Source organism: Acinetobacter sp. 226, assembly GCF_048147925.1.
In the GTDB taxonomy this organism is placed as follows: domain Bacteria; phylum Pseudomonadota; class Gammaproteobacteria; order Pseudomonadales; family Moraxellaceae; genus Acinetobacter; species Acinetobacter pecorum.
Genome location: NZ_JAYWYX010000009.1, coordinates 40,418 through 59,122 on the forward strand (window position 1 = coordinate 40,418; position 18,705 = coordinate 59,122).

The window sequence follows — 18,705 nt, forward strand, 5'->3', positions numbered from 1 at the left end:
TCATCCATTTTTGAATTGTTCATCAACAATAATTTTCTCTACATTTCCCATTTTGCTGAGCGCGTCAGCAATCAGCATTAATCAAATTGCGCTAGCACTGTCACCTCACGTTGTAAGGTGACAATAAAGTAGTTCCTAATGCGCATTACGAACCTTGATCAGCAAATCTTATACTTGTTTAAATAATATATCAATATTATTGATATATTAAATTAACTTTGATAATATGACTGCATATCAATCGAATTGTGGATTGACCATCCATTCCAACTTTCTTTTATTGAAGTGGTGTGAATGGCTGACCACCATTCAAAACTTTGATACATATTGCCCTGAATATAAGACTAACCATCTTCATATTGCCGATGTAGCGGACTGCTGGGGAAACCTCGCTCGGTACGTTGCAACGGGGGCTAGAGGATTGCAATATCCTTTTTCTATCCGTTCATTCACTTTTTAAGAGTTCCAAGCAAATAAAAAGTGGTTGGGCGACAAGGAAACGGGAGTCTATAAGCGATTTATCGTGAAATGGTCATTTGGTTAGTAATAGCCAGATTAGGTGTGAAATTATGAAAATAGTGGAACATTGAAACCCTGTTCAAAGTGATACAGTCAGGAGCAGCATAGGATGTGCGATAGTCTCCGTTAATAGCTGAATGTGTATGCTTGATCGAACAAGTTTTTTTACTTGGAAAAGTATGCTCATTTCCAATCACGATGGCTGCTGAGAGTGCCGTAAGGTACTAGGGCTTTGAGGCTAACGCTGGAAAAGCTGGCACCATTTTGCGCAAGCTGAATGGGTCGCTGGATAGCTTAAACGTGTAACGGCATTAATCGATAGATGCTGATTGGAGTGTAAGAGTTTTACCCTTTATAAAGTTATGTATACATCATATCCCGATATTTTTAAGGAACTACGGTCGGGGGAAACAGGAAGCATGTATACAGGCGAGAGGATAAACGGTCTGCACATTAAGACGCTTTGAAATAACTTGGGAAGCACTGAATAAAAAGGCTTAAATTGGTTAAAAGTCTGCTGTATTTTTTTCAGTGTGGGAGCGATGGTGAGTAGCGCATATAAAACAATTAAACTTGAGGTACTTTAGTTCAAGATGAATTGTGGAAATTGTAATTCCCGACCTAAATAATATTTTATTATTAGTGATGTTTTAAACATTAGTAATTTTTAAAAACACTCTGTTTTTTAGGTCGGTTGGATAAAATGAGATAGCTAGCTTAAAGCGAATCCTAAAACATTTCGATTTTTTCAGTCGGGATGCTCATTGCGAAAACTTGAGTCGGCACATGCGTGAGCATGTTGGACAATATGTAGAAAAGAAAGGTTAATGAAACACTGGTCGTGTTTCTCAGTCGGGGATTGGTCTCCTTGACTAGGCCGAGATTGGTACAGTGTAAGTATTCTGAAGTTTGGTCACTGATGAAAATAAACTTATACGGGTTTGCCTGAAACTTAAATCAGGATAATGCTACACCAGCATAAAAAAATCGTGGCTTGTTCTTCCAGATTAGACAAGCATAAAACTATTGCCTAGCAGTAGAAATATGAAATGGAATATGGCCTAAGTCGGCATGAAAAAATTGAACCGCCAGTAGAGGCGTAATCATCTGCTCAACAAAGAGCATTAACAAATGAAATTAGGCTCGATCCCTTAGGGACGAGCCTTGTCTTTAAAATAGAACTAATCTTTTTTTATCCTCATTTCCAAAATAACTTATCGGAACATTGTAACTTTCAGACTTTGAGCGCTCATAAAGATCATTTAGTGAGACTTCATTATTGTTAAAATTTTCCACCCAAACACTTTTATAGTACATTGAGATTATTTTAATAAAAAAAATTAAAGGATTTAATACCTTAGCAACAGGCCAGCGATTATCAGAATGAAAACCGATGTGAAAGTGTGAAGCTGGATGAAATTTTTCATCGTACTGACTAGGGGAATAGTCGTATCTAATTAGGGGAATATCCAGAATAAATTCTGCTTCATTAATCAACTGTTGATACTCAATATCCGTTAATTCCCCATTATCAAACAATTCTTGTATAGATTTTACTTCTTTTTTAAAATCAATAAATTGATAGGGATTTGGATAATAAGCATATCTTAATTCTTGCTCACCCTCACTATTTCTAGACTCTGAAAATTGAAAGCATCCCTGATCTATCAGGGAAATATTGTATTGATTATAATCAATAATATAATCATAAATCTCTCTATAATAAGGTGATGTTTTACACAATTTTTTTAACTCACTAGATACTTGTAATGAGTTTCTAGGACCATGGTGCAAATCAATTTTCAATTCTTGTGCTAAAAATGCAACTTTCCTAATATAGAAATTTAAATCTATATCAGTCATTATCGTACCCTCCTAAAAGTCGTTGCATTTCTTCCTCAATTTCTTCAATTGATAAACCACTACCTTTAAGTTTATTTACTTCTTCTCTAAAATTAATTTTCAGCTGTTCTTTTTCACTTAAATCACGTTGGATATGTTCCAAAGTTTCTTTATTTGGAACTTTAAATTCCAAGTTAGGTGATTTCTCCAGACTCATATCTATTTCATTTTTAAAATGATACGCATTATCACCAATCCCTGATATTCTCAACCATGCTTTAGTTCTGGTAAATGCAGTAAATATTTTATTTCTTGTTTGCCTTAATCTTTTTACTGTATATAGTGAGTCGATCCCCAAAACAAATACACAAGCTGCTTCATTACCCTTTGCTCTATGTACAGTAGTAAGCGTAATCATATTATCTAAAATAAAAGGAGGATTTTCAGAACTTGATGATAAAATATTATTAGTGAGAATATTTAAGTCACTTAATTTATAAGAAATTTTCCTAAAATAACTTTTAGCGTATCTATCATCAAGTGATATTACCATGATGTCAGATGGCTTTAACCCTTGTTGAATAAAATATTGAATTTCATTAATAATTTTATCAACTTCTTCATCCATAGTAGAAGCAATAAAAGTTTTTATAATTTCATCTTTACTTTGATATTTAGATATGGATAAAGGGCTATTTTCTGGTTTTCGTCGAATAATAACATCACAGCCTTCTTCGTAGGTACCACTAACTAATTCATACCCAACATCTTGCCAATGATCCATATTCTCTAGAATTTGAACTGGCTCGTCATACAAACCAAAACCCAAGGCATGTGCAGTCACTAATACATCAAGAGGGTTTCTATAGCACTTGTGCAATACAATATCATTTGATTGACCCCAAGTTAGATTAGATGAAAAAGTAGTTAAATCAACTAAAGGATTTCCCTTAGAATCACTACCAAAAAGTTCTAATGGAGTTCTGGTATAAATATTAAAAATTGTTTGAAGATCATCATAAGCCCATACAATATTTTTATCTTTTCCTGTTTCACCTGTTGCTAATTTGTAGCATATTCTAAAGAATTCATCTGGTAAATCTTGTGCCTCATCAATTAATATATAATCATATTTACCATTAATATCTTTAGAAGCTAACTCTGAGCATACATATTTAAATGGATCATTTGTATGTTGAGCATCTTTAAATGGAATCGGATTATAACCATTATCTATTGCTGCATTATAGTAAACACCATCTACTCTATACCCACCCCATGCATGCAATACAGCAATATTATCCCAATTAGGATCACCACCAGAAAAATGTCTATAAAAATTAGCAATAACTTTATAAATTAAACTATACAAACTCTTAGTATAAAAAGTAAATAATATTTTCTTTTCCGGATACTGCAAATGAATATATGCAGCCTTCATTGCTAGGATAATTGTTTTACCTGAGCCTGCTAACCCTCTAATTCTTTGCGGCCCATTAATTAAATTAATCGCTGCTTTCCTTTGTTCAGCATCAAAGTTGATAATTTCATCTTCTAATTTTATTAAGATATTTAATTTATTATTATGATCCTCAACAATTGATTTCCGTTGAGTTGGCTTTGATAATGCTTTAGCACCTTCTAATATAGATCGTATTTCATCAATTTGGTCTTGTGTAAGTTCGACATCTTGATCAATTAGAAAATTATTTAAATCCTTTATAGAGGAAATAATATCTTCATCTTCAAATATACTAGAAGGTGAAAATATTTTTGTTTCAATATCAAATGATAGATTTTTCTTTTTCCTCAATATTGAACTTTTTATCAATAGACTATTTACATGACTATAAGTTTCATTTAATGATTCTAATTTACTTTCAATATAGTTTTCACTTGCTGTAGCAAATAAAACCACACCAACTTTTTTCGAGATTAATAAAAAATTTGTTTTTACAGTATTATCTTCATAACCTTTAAATACAGGATATCCATAATACAAAATTCCATCTTGGATACCTATTTCCGAATCATAAGCATTAAGATGATCAATAAGTTGACTATCTAATCCATGAGGCTCAAGCTCGGTCGCTACAATTGTCTCGATTGCCATAGTTTTACACCCTAAGCTATTGATTTTTTGTATTTTACACTATTAAGGAATTATAAATACTCTTTAATAGATAAAAAATCATATATTACAATGAGTACATTATGGCTTTGTTGCATAAATATGTAAGCATCTGATTTAAATAAATTTAATTTTGGATTAAAAAATAATCAAAACTTTTAAAATCATATAGTTATGAAATCTTTGTGCAATAAAGTCGTACATTATTCTTAAATTTCTGATATAAAATCAGCCCACCATTGCATAATTTCAATTCGTTCGTCTAAATGTGTAGCTTTGTCATAAACAGCTTTTACACCATGTTTTTTATGCGCTAAACAAGCTTCAATTACTTGTTCTTTATCACTAAATTTATTATTCAAGGCAGTACTTGCAATATGTCGAAACCCATGTGGACTTTGACGGCCTCGATAGCCTAGATTTTTCAAAGCATTATTTAAAGTTGCTTCACTCATTGGCTGTATAAGGCTATCTCTGCTAGGAAATAAAAAATCCGATACTGTCCTAATTTCTTTTAATTTAAATAACAGTTCTATTGCCTGTTTTGGTAAAGGTACAACATGGGTAATACCACATTTCATTGTTTCGGCAGGCTTTATCCAGATTTTTTTCTCAAAGTCAAAATCTTGCCATTTTGCATAGCGCAATTCTTGTGGTCGAGGAAAAAGAATAACAAGTAACTCTAAAGCAATTGCTGTATGCGAATTTCTATAGCTTCGAATAGACTGCACCAACTCGGGCAGTTCCTGAAGACTGACATGCTTCATATTCCCTTTACTACCTTTATCAAGATACTTCAAAATTCCATCCAAAGGGTTCGACTCTATTTGTCCATGAAACTTTGCAAGATCATAAGCATTGCGACAATGTGAAACTAGTTTCTCTACACGATTGTAAATACTTTCACTTCTAAGCATATCCTGAAAAAATTTCAGCCATTGTTGAGGTGAAATTTTGGTGAAATCCAATTCACCAAAAACAGATAAGATACGTTTTTCAATTGATTGAGTTTCTTTCTTTATTGTTATTGCAGCCCAAGTTGTTTTCTTAGTATCAAGCCAGTCATACATCAAACTTTTTAAATTAAGTTGTTGTTCCTCAATCTTTTGCAATTCAATTTCTTTTTTTGTTAATACTTTTTCATTTTGCTGTAACTTAAGAAAAATAGTTGAAGCTTCAAGTTTAGCTGCTACAAGCGATAACTGCGGATAACTTCCAATACTGTGCCATTTCCACTTCCCTACCTCATCCTTAAAGCGGACTTGCCAAGTTTTTTTTCCTTTTGGTGATACACGAAAATAAAGCCCAGCATCACATGAAATACGATACTCCTTATCCTCAGGTTCAAGATTGAGAAGATGGGTATCTTTGATTTGTTTGATGTTATCTAAAGCCGCTCTTTTCATAACAAAATCTCTTGTATCCGAGTAATGCAGAAAGAGTATCGGATACAAGATTGGATACACAAGAGGGTCAAATAAAGCTGTGCATAGCCAAACATAGTTGTGCAAAAAGCAGAAATAAAAAACCCATGAATCATTATAATTCATGGGTTTATATATCAAATCATTACAAAACTGTGCATATGATTACAAAAAACTGGTGGGCCCAGACAGACTTGAACTGTCGACCAACGGATTATGAGTCCGCTGCTCTAACCAACTGAGCTATAGGCCCTAAATGCTGAAAACTTTATTTATCAATAAGTTCAGGCGTCATGAATACTAGCTAAGATTTTTTGGAAAGACAAGTAATTTTATGACCACTTGAACATTTAGGCAGCAATTATGAGTGAGTTGTCTAAACCAGAATATCGGTTATTTAAGACTTCAGTATAAGAGCCTTCTCAGGCTTGAGAAAATAACAGGCAATTCAAAACAAATGAACCTCTGAATTTCAACCCCATCTTATCGATCTCATCCTGAAATTGATAGATTTAAAGTCTTAGTATATCTATAAGGTATCAAAATTCTTTATTAGATGAACAGAGATTTAGAGAAAAAAGCATTTAGCCGAAACAGAGGTAACCACTAGAATTCAGACTTCATTTCTTCGTCTTTACGCAAATCCTGTTTGATTTCGATTAAAGACCATACAATTATGAGTGCCAAAATCAGCATAGACACTATAAAGGCTGCAATGTAAGTCATACTTTTCAATCTCAGCGTAGAAAGAATACGAAAATAGAAAAGACCTGTATAGGGTCTCTTCTTCGACAAAAGTCTAATAATTAAAATGTGTTCTGAATAGTCATTTTTTCACCATTTTAAGACTTTTTTTATATTCAGTAATACTCATAAAATATTAGTGTGATTTTTCTTATATATTTTAACTCTTAATTTTTAATTTAAAAAAAATGAATAAATCATAGATTTTTACATTATTCACCGATTTTATTGGAAAGCCTATTGACTGTATCATCGAACAGGATGAAATTATGCAGTTCTCTTCATACGGTTTTTACTTCTCTGTACTTATGCTAAATAAATTCCTTGGCGAATCTGCATTTAAACTTGCAGGTTGGCAATATCATGTCGAACCAGATGTGCTTGAAGACAAACAGGTCATTATTGGATTTGAACACACTTCAATGATGGATGCGGTATTGTCAATTGCACTGTTCCAGATTTATGACCTCAAAATTCACACCCTAATTAAAAAAGAATTATTTAAAGGTCCATTCAAACCGCTATTAAAAGCTGTAGGGGGTATTCCAGTTGACCGCAAGGCCAATAAAGATATCGTGACCCAGATGGTGGAACATTTTCAGAACAATGAAAAGTTTAATCTGGTGATTGCACCAGAAGCAACACGGGCCAAACAGGGTGAAGCGCGCAAACCGATTCGCACCGGTTTCTGGCATATTGCCAAGGCTGCCAATGTACCGATCGTGCTGTTATATGCCAACTCCAAAACTAAGCAAGGTGGCATTCTGGGCAAGATCTATCCAACAGACCTTGCGCATGACCTGGCTTTGATCAAGCAACTTTATAAAGACAAAGTTGGTCTGGATATCGTTATTCCTGAATAAGCTTTTTAAAAGAAAAGTACGGGCATAAACAGCAATTTTGCTGTTATGCCTTGGTCATCTGTCTATATAAATGCATAAATAGAATTATAAATCCCCTTATCCTCTTTAGAATATTTTTCTCGATATTGCACTTTTTTTGTTTTTATCCTGAAATCTCAAATCCAGGCACTTTTTTTTAAAAAAACGCTTATGGTAGAATTTCGGCATTCTGATAGGCATACAGCCAATCTACAAGGAGCATAGTTCGCATGGCGGGTCATTCCAAGTGGGCCAATATTAAGCATCGCAAAGCAAAACAAGATGCGAGTCGTGGTAAAGTTTTTACCAAATACATTCGTGAATTAACCACTGCTGCAAAGCTTGGTGGTCCAGATACTGCAAGCAACCCTCGTCTACGTGCTGTGGTTGAAAAAGCATTATCAGTGAATATGACACGTGACGTGATCAACCGTGCCATTCAACGTGGTGCTGGTGGCGAAGATAACGACGACCTGAAAGAAGTGACCTACGAAGGTTATGGTGTAGGTGGTGTTGCGGTTATTGTTGAAACCATGACTGACAACTTGAACCGTACCGTACCTGACGTACGTCATTGCTTCTCTAAAACTGACGGTAACCTAGGCACCAACGGCTCGGTTGCCTTCCTGTTCACTAAACGTGGCGAGATCACTTTTGAAGATGTGTCTTTGGAAGATCAAATCATGGAAGTGGCATTAGAAGCAGGTGCTGAAGATATTGAAGTCACTGAAGATGAAATCCTGGTCATTACCACACCTGAAGCTTTCGGTGATGTTCAAGATGCTCTAACTGCTGCAGGCTTAAAATCCGATAACGCTGAAGTAGTGATGAGCCCTTCAACCAAAGCAGAAATCACAGACATCGATCAAGCGAAAAAAATCATGAAAATGATTGATATGCTTGAAGACTTGGATGATGTCCAGAACGTATATACCAATGTTGAATTCTCAGATGCCGTTTTAGCAGAACTTGATGCTTAACTATCACTGATTCAAAAAACGCACCCCTGGGTGCGTTTTTTATTGCTTTCTGCCACGCTCGTCTGGGATTAAACCTTATTGAGTAACCCACTACAGTTAAAGACATTATATTCTTTAATAACAAAGCTCGAATGCAGTGCAACCACATGCTCAATCTTCCCAATCCGCTTGAGCAAGATTTCACTATAATTTTCCATATCACGTGCCACCACTTCGACAATAAAATCTGCCGACTGACCAGTGACCAAAAAGGCATTAATCACTTCAGGAATACTTTCCAGTTCTTCCAGAAATTTGGCAAAAGTATCGCTGTCATGTTTGCTTAAAGATACCTGTAACAGCACATGCAAGCTGAAACCCAATTTCTGGTAATTGATTTCGCGCTTTAAGCCACTAATAATATTATGATCTATTAAGTGTTTGATCCTGCGATGCACCGAACTGACAGATAAATTCACCCGCTCGGACAGCTCATTCAAATTGACATCTTCATGAGTCAATATTTCCAGAATATGTTTATCGAAACGATCCAGTTCCATTTTTGTACTCTATATATCAATAAACAATAGATGCAGAAATTTTTGCACTTTCTCTGTTATACAACAATTATTTATTTTTCACAAAAATTTAATATTCTGAAAATATTTTTCAAATCGTAGAAGTTTTACAATATCTTCGCAGATCCGGCTATCATTCGCCTGACTCAACTGGCATCTTTTAAGTACATGAAATTAGATTCATACAAAGAGGCTTAAAATAGATAATCATCTAAATTTTTCAGCGATTTAAGATTATCAATACAATCGATAATTATAATTTCGGTGGTTATTATCGATTGAGTTGGCGGATGGGCAGGTGAAAAATCATGCGTGGTTTTGCTATCTGTGGCAATCTGGATATGCGAGCATGATCGAAGGGATTTTCACTATTTTAAATGACTTTGACTGGGTAAATCTTATCTGGCTTTAATTCTGGTAGCATTAAACCTATACACCACGCCAGTCTACCCGTGCATTACGTTCAGCTCGGTAAGTACGGCAAATATATTCACCTAGTGGCAGCTGATTCAAGTACTGCTGATAGTCACGATATTCTTCAGACAAGCTTTCAAAATTCTCCTTTTCCCACGGTGTACCTGGAATCGCCAAAAGCGGTGCCAACATGGAACAAACCGCAATATCTGCCAGACCTAAACGATTTCCGACAAAATAGTGCCCACCTTGACTGACCAGCATTTGGTTCAGTTGCTGTACAGCCACCTCAATATGCTGTTTGGATTCTGCTACGGTTTCTTCATTCAAGGCATACCCCTTGGCAACCATTGCTTTCAATAAAGGTTTGGAAAATTTTTCAAACTGGCGCAGGTAGCCCTGCTCCCCAATTAAGATATCCAGAGACTCATGATCAGAAGTCAGTGCTTGAGAGAGCATCCAGCGGCGGACATGGCGACCTAATTCCAGCGTAATTTCATTAATTTCTAAAGCTTTATTTCGAAAATGTCCTTCTGCATACAATAAGCGGTGCTCTGGATAAGTATCATCCAGATATAAAGCAATCTGGGTGGAATCTGCGATCCAGCGGTCCTGATCGCGCAAAATAGGCAGACGATTCTGACCGGTTTTCAAGCGGGCAAAAGCGCGATGTACTCCGGGAATCAGATTGTGAGCAACATAATTCAGCTCTTTATGGTCCAGCATCCAACGTGCTTTTTCGCAAAAGTGAGATAACGGAAACTGGTATAAAGTTCGCATGTATACTCCATGTTTATGATTATTGGATCAGGGCATGTGTAAGCCACTGTTTTATTCGGATACTTTAGTCACTCAATTTTAGAAAAACAATGTGATTTTTATTCAAAAGTAAAATACTGGGTGATTATATCTCCATATTTAACGGAATCATGACAAATTCTGTTAAGCCTGACAGCCCCTATCAGGCAGCCAGAAGTATTTGATTGTAATAAACCGCAAGCGCATGACCTGACTTTAGCCGTGCTTTCATGTAAAATCGGGGGCAATTTTTATATAACGCTTTTGTGAGTTATTTCATGGGTTTTAATTGCGGTATTGTCGGCTTGCCGAACGTTGGTAAATCTACACTTTTCAATGCCTTAACCAAAGCTGCTATTGCTGCAGAAAACTTCCCTTTCTGTACGATCGAACCAAACACCGGGATTGTGCCTGTTCCTGATCCACGTTTAGACAAATTGGCAGAAATTGTTAAACCGCAACGTATTATTCCAACTACTATGGAATTTGTAGATATTGCTGGTCTGGTAGCGGGCGCATCTAAAGGCGAAGGCTTAGGCAACCAGTTCCTGGCAAATATTCGCGAAACTGATGCGATTGCTCATGTTGTGCGCTGTTTTGAAGATGAAAACGTCATTCATGTGAATGGTCGTATTGATCCACTAGATGACATCGCAACGATCAATACCGAACTTGCGCTTGCAGATCTGGACACTGTTGAGAAAGCTGTTACCCGTTTAACCAAATCTGCCAAAGGTGGCGACAAAGAAGCGATTGCCACTAAAGCAGTGCTGGAAAAGATCCTGCCTTTACTAAATGAAGGTAAACCGGCTCGCGCAGCGGACCTAGATGATGACGAACGTAAACTGGTTCGTGGTTTTGGCTTAATGACGCTTAAACCAACCATGTATATTGCCAACGTTGCTGAAGACGGTTTTGAAAACAACCCGCATTTAGATGCAGTGCGAAAATTAGCTGCTGAAGAAAATGCGATTGTAGTGCCACTTTGCAACCAGATTGAAGCTGAAATTTCATTGCTTGAAGATGAAGACCGTGCTGAATTCCTTGAAGCAATGGGTATGGAAGAGCCGGGTTTAAACGTGGTCATTCGTGCAGGTTATTCACTGCTTGGCCTACAAACTTATTTTACCGCGGGCGTGCAAGAAGTTCGTGCCTGGACCGTGAAAGTTGGCGCAACTGCACCACAGGCAGCTGGTGTGATTCATACCGACTTTGAAAAAGGCTTTATCCGTGCAGAATGTATCGCTTATGATGATTTCGTGCAGTACAACGGCGAAGCTGGAGCGAAAGAAGCCGGTAAATGGCGTCTAGAAGGTAAAACTTACATCGTTCAGGATGGTGACGTTTTACACTTCCGTTTTAACGTTTAAGTATTTACCGTTTAAAAAAGCCCCTTCTTGGGGCTTTTTTATTGCTTTTAAAAGAGGTTACATACATATAACAACCTTGCTGTCAGCGCACAATATCAACACGCATTAACAATAATAATGATTCGCATATATGAAGATTTAATTAAAGCCTATCTTAAATCTTATGAAAATTAACCCAGCTTTATCTTACTCAAATAATCCTGACGATGAGCTATCCCCCGCCTGCATTGCCTTATGATGCCTATAAAATGCGCTAGAACTTCATATCGATAGCAAGACCATGGCAATTTATTATAAGTAAGCTTCATCAAACTTCTATCAATAATATCCATGCAGGTACAGCAGGCACAAAATGAGAAGCAGTAAATTATCGTTATTTCGAAGCGTTGAACATACTTTAAATCTTTGAGGAGATCGGCCATGTCTACACGTACGTTAATACAACGCATGATTGGCAGCACATTCCTGATCTGTGATGTATTCGGCTTTTATTGGAACAGGTATGGATGCCCTATTTTTAGAGTTTATTTTGCTAAAAAGCCAGGCTGAATGACTGGCTTTTTTGGGCAAATTTGAACAAATAGGGATTTATTGCATATTGGCAATCGCTGTACCCTTCTGTTTAGGATCAGTATTTCCCAGTGCAGGATTGGCAATCGCATTCTGGCATTGCAATTTATCCCGTTCATAATCTGCCTGTTTTTGTGACAGGCCATTACCATTTTCGATGATAGTGCGCGCCCAGATATCGAGACTGGTCAAGGCCTTACGGCACAGGGCATATTTCCCTTCAGTCACCGAATCTGTCATTTTGACATTAATACGCCACTCTGTACTCAGTTTACGTACCGGTTGACGTACCTGACTTTCCAGTTGATCCACTTCTTTATCATAAACCAGTGGGTCCACTTCATTGATCAGCTGCCAGGCAGCCTTGGCATAAGTCGTCGCATCATTGCTCAGTTTAGGTGCCGGTTTAATTTCTGGCTTATCAGTCGATTGACTGTCATTCCCACACGCTTGTAATAACATTGCCGTGCCTATTAAAGCAGCAGTCAGCATTGCGCGTGTCTTGAACATCCACATATCAGGCTCGCCAATTTAAACATTTCGGCCTATGCTATTAAATTCACGTAGAATACACAATCTCCATTTGACCCATCGTTCCACTCTTCTTCAAGGTGTGTCGTGTCTGAACCGAATCAACTCGCTACCCAACCTGCTGGCTTCTGGCAAGGTGCAAAAGATAGCCAAGCAATTATCTTCACTTATTTACCGGTGTCGTTTGCGTTTGGTGTTTCAGCCACCCAGTTTGGCTTTACCGCCTGGGAAGCCTTGTTCCTGTCCTGCTCAATGTATGCAGGTGCCAGCCAGTTTTTGGTGGTCGCTCTTTTAGGCAGTGGAACATCTATCTGGATGACGGCATTAACGGTAATAGCTTTAGATATTCGCCATCTGCTCTATGGTCCGGCGCTGCAAAACCTGATTCAAGACCGGCTCAATTTAAAGAAAACAGCAATCTGGTCTTGGGGTCTGACCGATGAAGTCTTTGCCTCTGGCATGATCAAGCTCTCGCAACGGCGTCAAGAGTGGTCGGAATCATGGATGCTGGGTTTAAGCCTGTTTAGCTGGATGTCCTGGGCTCTCGGATCTTTCCTCGGTGGATTGTTTGCCGATCAGGTCAGCAACTTGCCACAGTTCTTGCAGGCTGCACTAGACTTCCTGTTACCTGCACTATTCCTGAGTTTCTTGTTGGCAGCCTTTGAAAAGAAACATACTTTTGTAGTAGCCGTCACAATTCTGGTGTCTGCGATTGCCTGTTACTTTATCGACTTGTCTGCCGCGATTTTTATCGGGATTAGTTCGGGTATTTTTACCGGCCTGTTCAAGCACTATATTCTGAAACAGCCAGACCCTGAACACGCAGGAGATCAAGCATGAATCTAGAGATTATTCTGGTGGGAATTATAGTCGGCATTGCCAATTTCGCTTCCCGTTTCGGACCTTTTTTTGTGATTCAGAAATTTCAGCAAGGTTCGCAAAAACGTGGAGCATTGTGGCTAAAAATTGCTTTGGGCTCAATCGGTATTGCTGCGATCAGCTCCATGTTGGTGGTTGCCACCCTGCCGCCTTTATTAGAAACACCGAATAAAAGTTTTGCGATGCTGGTCGGCTTTATTGTGCTTATTGCTTTGTACTTCAAGTTTAAACGGATCGTTATGGCGACCCTGACTGCAGCGCTGACCTATGGTCTGGTGTATACCTATGTACCTATGCCTTTTTAAGGTTTAAATGATTAATCAATCAAGACAAAGGCTTATGCTAAACTCATAGTATAGGTCTTTTTTTATATAACAATAAAAACAAGGAAGGATGCGCATGTTTGAAGTCAAACAGATGATTGAAGGAAAAATCTTTATTCATCATCGGCGCGATGAAATGTTAACCTTATTCCATCGACATGAAGTACTGGGACAGTATTTTAAATGTTTTATCAATGCTCAAAACTTTACCGGACATTTTGTGGAAGTACATGTGCAGCCAGCGGATCAAGTCCGTATGGTTTATATACAGAAAAATGGCCAGAATAAAATCATAGCCATGTTGAATCACACTCAGCAAGTTTTACATTTACATCCCAGCACCATCATTTTTAGTCGCTGGAGCTGGATGCATCGGATCATTCCTAATTTAATCAAAATTATAGCTCTTTCCCTGATTTTGCTGACGGGCTTTTTCTTTCTGGTTAGCACAAGTTTTGAACGTGCCGTGCAGGAGGCAACTCTCTTTAGCTTCTGGGGTTTATTGTTAGCATCGATTTTGGTCGGATTACCGATGTTGGCATTTTATTCTTATAGACGAGCACAAACTCGAAAACTACTACATCTATTCGCTCTAAGTCCAGCGCATCTTCTGGACATGGAAAAGTTAAATCCACCAAGCCGGATTTATCCTTTAGCAAAACCAGTTGAGTCACTCACCAATACCTCAATTTCAAGCCCGGATAATATTAGAAAACTTTATAAATAAAATTGTTAGGTAATATCACAATTTTATATGAATCTTGGCTTAACTGCCGGCTCAGTTCTGCTATGCTAAAAGTCCATAAAATCAAGCATGGATGACACACATGAGCGTGACTATTGGTACTCCACTTCAATCTTCTGCCTACAAAGTTCTATTATTGGGTTCTGGTGAACTGGGCAAGGAAGTGGTGATTTCCCTGCAACGTCTTGGAGTCGAAGTTCATGCTGCTGACCGTTATGATCATGCCCCTGCCATGCAGGTTGCGCATTATTCCTATACCTTGAATATGGCAGATGCTGTAGAACTTAAACAACTCATCAATCAAATCCAGCCACATTTAATCGTGCCTGAAATTGAAGCCATTGCAACCGAAGTTCTGCTTGAGATTGAAGCCCAGAACATTGCTACGGTCATTCCTTCTGCCAAAGCCGTTAATCTGACCATGAACCGTGAAGGCATTCGTCGTCTGGCTGCAGAAGAACTTGGTCTGCCCACTTCAGATTACCGGTTTGCCGACAGTCTAGAGTCTTTCCGTGCAGCCTGCGACGATGTCGGCTATCCAAATTTTGTGAAACCAGTGATGTCATCTTCAGGTAAAGGCCAGTCTCGTGTCACCTGCTTTGATGAAGTCGATGCGGCTTGGGAATATGCACAAACTGGAGGTCGGGTCAATCAGGGCACCGTCATTGTAGAATCACAGATTGACTTTGATTTTGAAATTACCTTATTGACTGTTCGTGCCAAAAATCCGGCAACTGGCGAAATCGAAACGTCTTACTGCGATCCAATCGGACATCGTCAGGACTCGGGCGACTATGTGGAAAGCTGGCAACCTCAGCCGATGACTCCGGCCGCGCTGGAAGAGTCCAAACGTATTGCCAACAAGGTTACTGCAGCACTCGGTGGTTGCGGAATCTTTGGTGTGGAACTCTTTGTAAAAGGTGACAAGGTATGGTTTAGTGAGGTTTCCCCTCGTCCGCACGATACCGGACTGGTGACTTTAGCTTCACAATTCCAAAGTGAATTTGAACTGCATGCACGTGCTATCTTAGGCTTGCCGGTGAATACTGCACGACATAGTACAGCTGCCAGCGCGGTGATTTATGCCGGAGTCGATGGACGCAATCTTTCCTTTTCTGGCCTGGATCTTGCTTTAGCAGACGGCAACACTGATTTGCGCCTGTTTGGCAAACCGGAAGGCTTTAAACGTCGCCGCATGGGTGTCGCCACTGCACGTGCAGAAACTATCGAACAGGCACGTGAACTGGCACTACAGGCAGCAAGCCAGGTTAGTGTCAACCAGAACTAAACTGAAATACCAACGGACGACTGTACATGATCAACACCCATCCACTGCTGAATTACGCTAAAAGCAACCATGACATTAAAGCCATCAATCAATGGCGCAGTGATGTCGAAAATCAGCTTCAGGAAAGTTTTGAAAATGGGCAGTCGATTCGAGATATTATTCTGGCACGCTCCAACCTGATCGATGAAGCCCTGCAGTTTCTTTGGCAGCATGCCGAACTGGATCAAACTGATTTGGCTCTGTTTGCTGTCGGGGGCTATGGCCGCCGTGAAATGCTGCCTTATTCTGATGTCGATATCATGATCTTGTCAGAAGATGAGATTAGCCCAGAACAGGAACAGCTGATTTCTATATTTATTTCATCGCTATGGGATGTTGGGAATTTCAAACCAGGCATCAGTGTCCGTACCATCAATGAATGTGTCAATCAGGCCAGTAGTGACTTGAGTGTAGCTACCACCCTCATCGAAGCACGCCTGATCACTGGCAATGAAAATCTGTGCAAATGGCCACGTCGCATCGTGTCACGTACATGGACCGACAAAACCTTTTTTGATGCCAAGATGGATGAGCAGCACAAGCGTTATGCTCAGCACAACAATACTGAAAGCAATCTGGAACCGGATATTAAAAATGCGCCAGGTGGTATCCGTGACATTAACCAGATTGGCTGGATTGCCAAACGGCATTTCCGCGTCAACCGGATTTATGATCTGGTACATCTCGGTTTTATTTCAGAATTTGAACTCGGTGTACTTGAGGAAGCCGAAAGTTTCCTCTGGGAAATCCGCCATCATCTGCACCGCTTGACCAAGCGCGATGAAAACCGCTTATTATTTGATTATCAGCGTGATATTGCAGCCAAGTTCGGCTATGTGCGTGAAGAAGGCCACCACCCAAACTATCCTATCGAACAGTTCATGAAGCGTTATTATCGCACTGCACAGCAGGTATCGACGCTGAACGAAATGTTGCTGGCTTATTTCAACGAATCGGTGATTACCCCGCGTTTGCCGCAATATGAACGCCAGATTGAAGAAATTAATGAAAATTTCAAACTGGTCGATGGCAAACTGGCTGTCCAGCATCACAAGATTTTCTCGGAAAATCCAAGCGCAATTCTGGAAATTTTCTATCTGTTGGCCAACCGTCCCGAGATCGAAGGCATACGTGCGCGTACCTTACGCCTGCTGACCTTGGCTGGAAAACGCATTAATCAGGATTTTCGTGATAATCCGGTGCATCAGGCGCTGTTCATGGCAATTATCCGCTCACCGCATCGGCTGTACGACACCATGGTCTCCATGAAGCGTTACGGTGTGCTCGGAAATTATATTCCGGCCTTTGGTCAGATTATGGGGCTGATGCAATATGATCTGTTCCACATCTATACGGTCGATGCGCATACTTTATTGTTGCTACGCAATTTAAACCGCTTTAAAGAACCTGAATTTGCCAAAGAATTCACGGTGGTCAGTTCAGTATTCCAGCGTCTGACCCGTCGTGACATCGTCTATCTGGCAGCAATTTTCCATGATATTGCCAAAGGTCGCGGTGGTGATCACAGTGAACTTGGCGCCAGCGATGCGATCAAGTTTTGCCGTAGTCACGGCTTTACCGAACGCGAAAGCAACCTAGTGGCCTGGCTGATCCAGAATCATCTGGTAATGTCTGTCACTGCCCAGAAAAAAGATATTTCCGATCCGGATGTGGTCAAGGAGTTCGCCGAAAAAATGGGCGACATGGAGCATCTGGATTATTTATACACCCTGACGGTAGCCGATATTAACGCCACCAATCCGAAGCTCTGGAACACCTGGCGCGCCTCGTTAATGCGTCAACTATATACTCAGGCACGTGACGTAATCCGTTCTGGTCTGGGCCGTCCGGTTGATTATCAAATGCTGATTGAAGATACTAAATTTGCAGCCAGTGAACTTCTGGTTCAGGACTTTTCACTGGATGAGGTAGAAAAAGTCTGGCAGGAACTTGGTGATGACTATTTCCTCAAAGAAACAGCAGATGAAATTGCCTGGCATACCCGTGCCATTTTACAGCACGGCGACAATCCTGCCCCGCTGGTGCTGATGCGGGCACATCGTAATTACGCCCAGGATGCGGTACAGATCTTTATTTATACGCAGGATCAACCCAACCTGTTTGCCACCACGGTAGCTATTCTGGATCGTATGAATCTGGATGTACAAGATGCTCGAATTATTACTGCCACCAAAGCCTTCAGTCTGGATACCTATGTGGTACTCGACCGTTTTGGTACCTTATTGACCGATCCGGAACGCGAAGCCACAGTCATTGAAGCCCTAAAAGATGCCTTAAGTCATTCAGATGAATATCCGGGCTTGATGCAGCGCCGGATCCCACGTCAATTACGTCATTTCGATATTGAAAATACAGTCGATATCAGTATCAATCCTGCCTTGAATCAAAATATGGTTGAAATTGCCACCCTCGATCACCCTGGTTTACTTGCCAAAATCGGTGGTTTATTTATGATGCAAGGCCTGGATATCCACTCTGCCAAAATTGCCACACTTGGCGAACGTGCCGAAGATATATTCTTTGTCACCAAAAAGAATGGTATACCAATGACCCCAACGGAGTCTCAGGAATTTGCAGCTGCGCTCAAAGCTGCCCTGGATGAGGCTTCACATCAGGTCAGCGGCCAACACTAACATTTTGCTCGGTAAC

General features: G+C 39.5%; 14 protein-coding genes and 1 tRNA gene. 8 read left to right on the forward strand and 7 right to left on the reverse strand.

Annotation, left to right across the window (positions count from 1 at the left end; translation table 11 throughout):
- Positions 1 to 1,689 precede the first annotated feature (1,689 nt).
- From VXP95_RS05680 to VXP95_RS05695, 4 genes are all read right to left on the reverse strand, one after another.
- The gene (locus VXP95_RS05680) at positions 1,690 to 2,382 is read right to left on the reverse strand and encodes a DUF2290 domain-containing protein (protein WP_416711651.1); all 693 of its coding nucleotides are present in this window, start codon (positions 2,380 to 2,382) and stop codon (positions 1,690 to 1,692) included.
- Complete coding sequence (locus VXP95_RS05685) at positions 2,375 to 4,474, reverse strand: DEAD/DEAH box helicase (RefSeq protein WP_416711652.1); 2,100 nt, start codon at positions 4,472 to 4,474, stop codon at positions 2,375 to 2,377. The genes VXP95_RS05680 and VXP95_RS05685 overlap by 8 nt, the downstream gene beginning before the upstream one ends.
- Before the next feature lie 227 nt (positions 4,475 to 4,701).
- Positions 4,702 to 5,898 (reverse strand): tyrosine-type recombinase/integrase, encoded by a 1,197-nt coding sequence (locus VXP95_RS05690; protein WP_416711653.1) that lies wholly within the window; start codon positions 5,896 to 5,898, stop codon positions 4,702 to 4,704.
- A 194-nt stretch (positions 5,899 to 6,092) separates the two neighbouring features.
- Positions 6,093 to 6,169: transfer RNA gene (locus tag VXP95_RS05695), tRNA-Ile, on the reverse strand.
- A 799-nt stretch (positions 6,170 to 6,968) separates the two neighbouring features.
- Here VXP95_RS05695 and VXP95_RS05700 point away from each other — a divergent pair.
- The gene (locus VXP95_RS05700; RefSeq protein ID WP_064096678.1) at positions 6,969 to 7,523 is read left to right on the forward strand and encodes a 1-acyl-sn-glycerol-3-phosphate acyltransferase; all 555 of its coding nucleotides are present in this window, start codon (positions 6,969 to 6,971) and stop codon (positions 7,521 to 7,523) included.
- A gap of 248 nt (positions 7,524 to 7,771) precedes the next feature.
- Positions 7,772 to 8,521 (forward strand): YebC/PmpR family DNA-binding transcriptional regulator, encoded by a 750-nt coding sequence (locus VXP95_RS05705; protein WP_004731522.1) that lies wholly within the window; start codon positions 7,772 to 7,774, stop codon positions 8,519 to 8,521.
- A gap of 68 nt (positions 8,522 to 8,589) precedes the next feature.
- On the opposite strand, the gene VXP95_RS05710 is transcribed toward VXP95_RS05705, so the two are convergent.
- On the reverse strand, positions 8,590 to 9,060 hold the full coding sequence (locus tag VXP95_RS05710) for an Lrp/AsnC family transcriptional regulator (RefSeq protein ID WP_004645518.1): 471 nt from the start codon (positions 9,058 to 9,060) through the stop codon (positions 8,590 to 8,592).
- Positions 9,061 to 9,507: 447 nt separating this feature from the next.
- Positions 9,508 to 10,272, reverse strand: a complete 765-nt coding sequence (locus VXP95_RS05715) for a glutathione S-transferase family protein (protein WP_416682020.1) — start codon at positions 10,270 to 10,272, stop codon at positions 9,508 to 9,510.
- A gap of 296 nt (positions 10,273 to 10,568) precedes the next feature.
- On the opposite strand from VXP95_RS05715, the gene ychF reads away from it, so the two are divergent.
- The gene (gene ychF, locus VXP95_RS05720) at positions 10,569 to 11,660 is read left to right on the forward strand and encodes a redox-regulated ATPase YchF (protein WP_416682021.1); all 1,092 of its coding nucleotides are present in this window, start codon (positions 10,569 to 10,571) and stop codon (positions 11,658 to 11,660) included.
- Between the two features lie 588 nt (positions 11,661 to 12,248).
- Here the strand turns inward: ychF and VXP95_RS05725 are convergent.
- The gene (locus VXP95_RS05725) at positions 12,249 to 12,746 is read right to left on the reverse strand and encodes a hypothetical protein (protein WP_416682023.1); all 498 of its coding nucleotides are present in this window, start codon (positions 12,744 to 12,746) and stop codon (positions 12,249 to 12,251) included.
- 102 nt (positions 12,747 to 12,848) lie between these two features.
- Here VXP95_RS05725 and VXP95_RS05730 point away from each other — a divergent pair, with 102 nt between their 5' ends.
- From VXP95_RS05730 to glnD, 5 genes are all read left to right on the forward strand, one after another.
- On the forward strand, positions 12,849 to 13,601 hold the full coding sequence (locus VXP95_RS05730; protein ID WP_416711654.1) for an AzlC family ABC transporter permease: 753 nt from the start codon (positions 12,849 to 12,851) through the stop codon (positions 13,599 to 13,601).
- Positions 13,598 to 13,945 (forward strand): L-valine transporter subunit YgaH, encoded by a 348-nt coding sequence (ygaH, locus tag VXP95_RS05735; RefSeq protein ID WP_416706217.1) that lies wholly within the window; start codon positions 13,598 to 13,600, stop codon positions 13,943 to 13,945. Before VXP95_RS05730 ends, ygaH begins: the two co-directional genes overlap by 4 nt.
- Before the next feature lie 94 nt (positions 13,946 to 14,039).
- A complete protein-coding gene (locus tag VXP95_RS05740) occupies positions 14,040 to 14,690 on the forward strand; it encodes a hypothetical protein (RefSeq protein WP_416711655.1) in 651 nt (216 codons plus the stop codon).
- 91 nt (positions 14,691 to 14,781) lie between these two features.
- On the forward strand, positions 14,782 to 15,996 hold the full coding sequence (purT, locus tag VXP95_RS05745) for a formate-dependent phosphoribosylglycinamide formyltransferase (protein ID WP_416706219.1): 1,215 nt from the start codon (positions 14,782 to 14,784) through the stop codon (positions 15,994 to 15,996).
- 26 nt (positions 15,997 to 16,022) lie between these two features.
- Positions 16,023 to 18,689 (forward strand): [protein-PII] uridylyltransferase, encoded by a 2,667-nt coding sequence (gene glnD / locus VXP95_RS05750; protein WP_416682030.1) that lies wholly within the window; start codon positions 16,023 to 16,025, stop codon positions 18,687 to 18,689.
- The last annotated feature ends 16 nt before the right edge of the window (positions 18,690 to 18,705 follow it).

Bases quoted from the DNA above. Each gene is read 5' to 3' on its own strand.
- VXP95_RS05680 (WP_416711651.1), bottom strand. From the start codon at position 2,382: ATGACTGATATAGATTTAAATTTCTATATTAGGAAAGTTGCATTTTTA.
- VXP95_RS05685 (WP_416711652.1), bottom strand. From the start codon at position 4,474: ATGGCAATCGAGACAATTGTAGCGACCGAGCTTGAGCCTCATGGATTA.
- VXP95_RS05690 (WP_416711653.1), bottom strand. From the start codon at position 5,898: ATGAAAAGAGCGGCTTTAGATAACATCAAACAAATCAAAGATACCCAT.
- VXP95_RS05700 (WP_064096678.1), top strand. From the start codon at position 6,969: ATGCTAAATAAATTCCTTGGCGAATCTGCATTTAAACTTGCAGGTTGG.
- VXP95_RS05705 (WP_004731522.1), top strand. From the start codon at position 7,772: ATGGCGGGTCATTCCAAGTGGGCCAATATTAAGCATCGCAAAGCAAAA.
- VXP95_RS05710 (WP_004645518.1), bottom strand. From the start codon at position 9,060: ATGGAACTGGATCGTTTCGATAAACATATTCTGGAAATATTGACTCAT.
- VXP95_RS05715 (WP_416682020.1), bottom strand. From the start codon at position 10,272: ATGCGAACTTTATACCAGTTTCCGTTATCTCACTTTTGCGAAAAAGCA.
- ychF (WP_416682021.1), top strand. From the start codon at position 10,569: ATGGGTTTTAATTGCGGTATTGTCGGCTTGCCGAACGTTGGTAAATCT.
- VXP95_RS05725 (WP_416682023.1), bottom strand. From the start codon at position 12,746: ATGTGGATGTTCAAGACACGCGCAATGCTGACTGCTGCTTTAATAGGC.
- ygaH (WP_416706217.1), top strand. From the start codon at position 13,598: ATGAATCTAGAGATTATTCTGGTGGGAATTATAGTCGGCATTGCCAAT.
- VXP95_RS05740 (WP_416711655.1), top strand. From the start codon at position 14,040: ATGTTTGAAGTCAAACAGATGATTGAAGGAAAAATCTTTATTCATCAT.
- purT (WP_416706219.1), top strand. From the start codon at position 14,782: ATGACACACATGAGCGTGACTATTGGTACTCCACTTCAATCTTCTGCC.
- glnD (WP_416682030.1), top strand. From the start codon at position 16,023: ATGATCAACACCCATCCACTGCTGAATTACGCTAAAAGCAACCATGAC.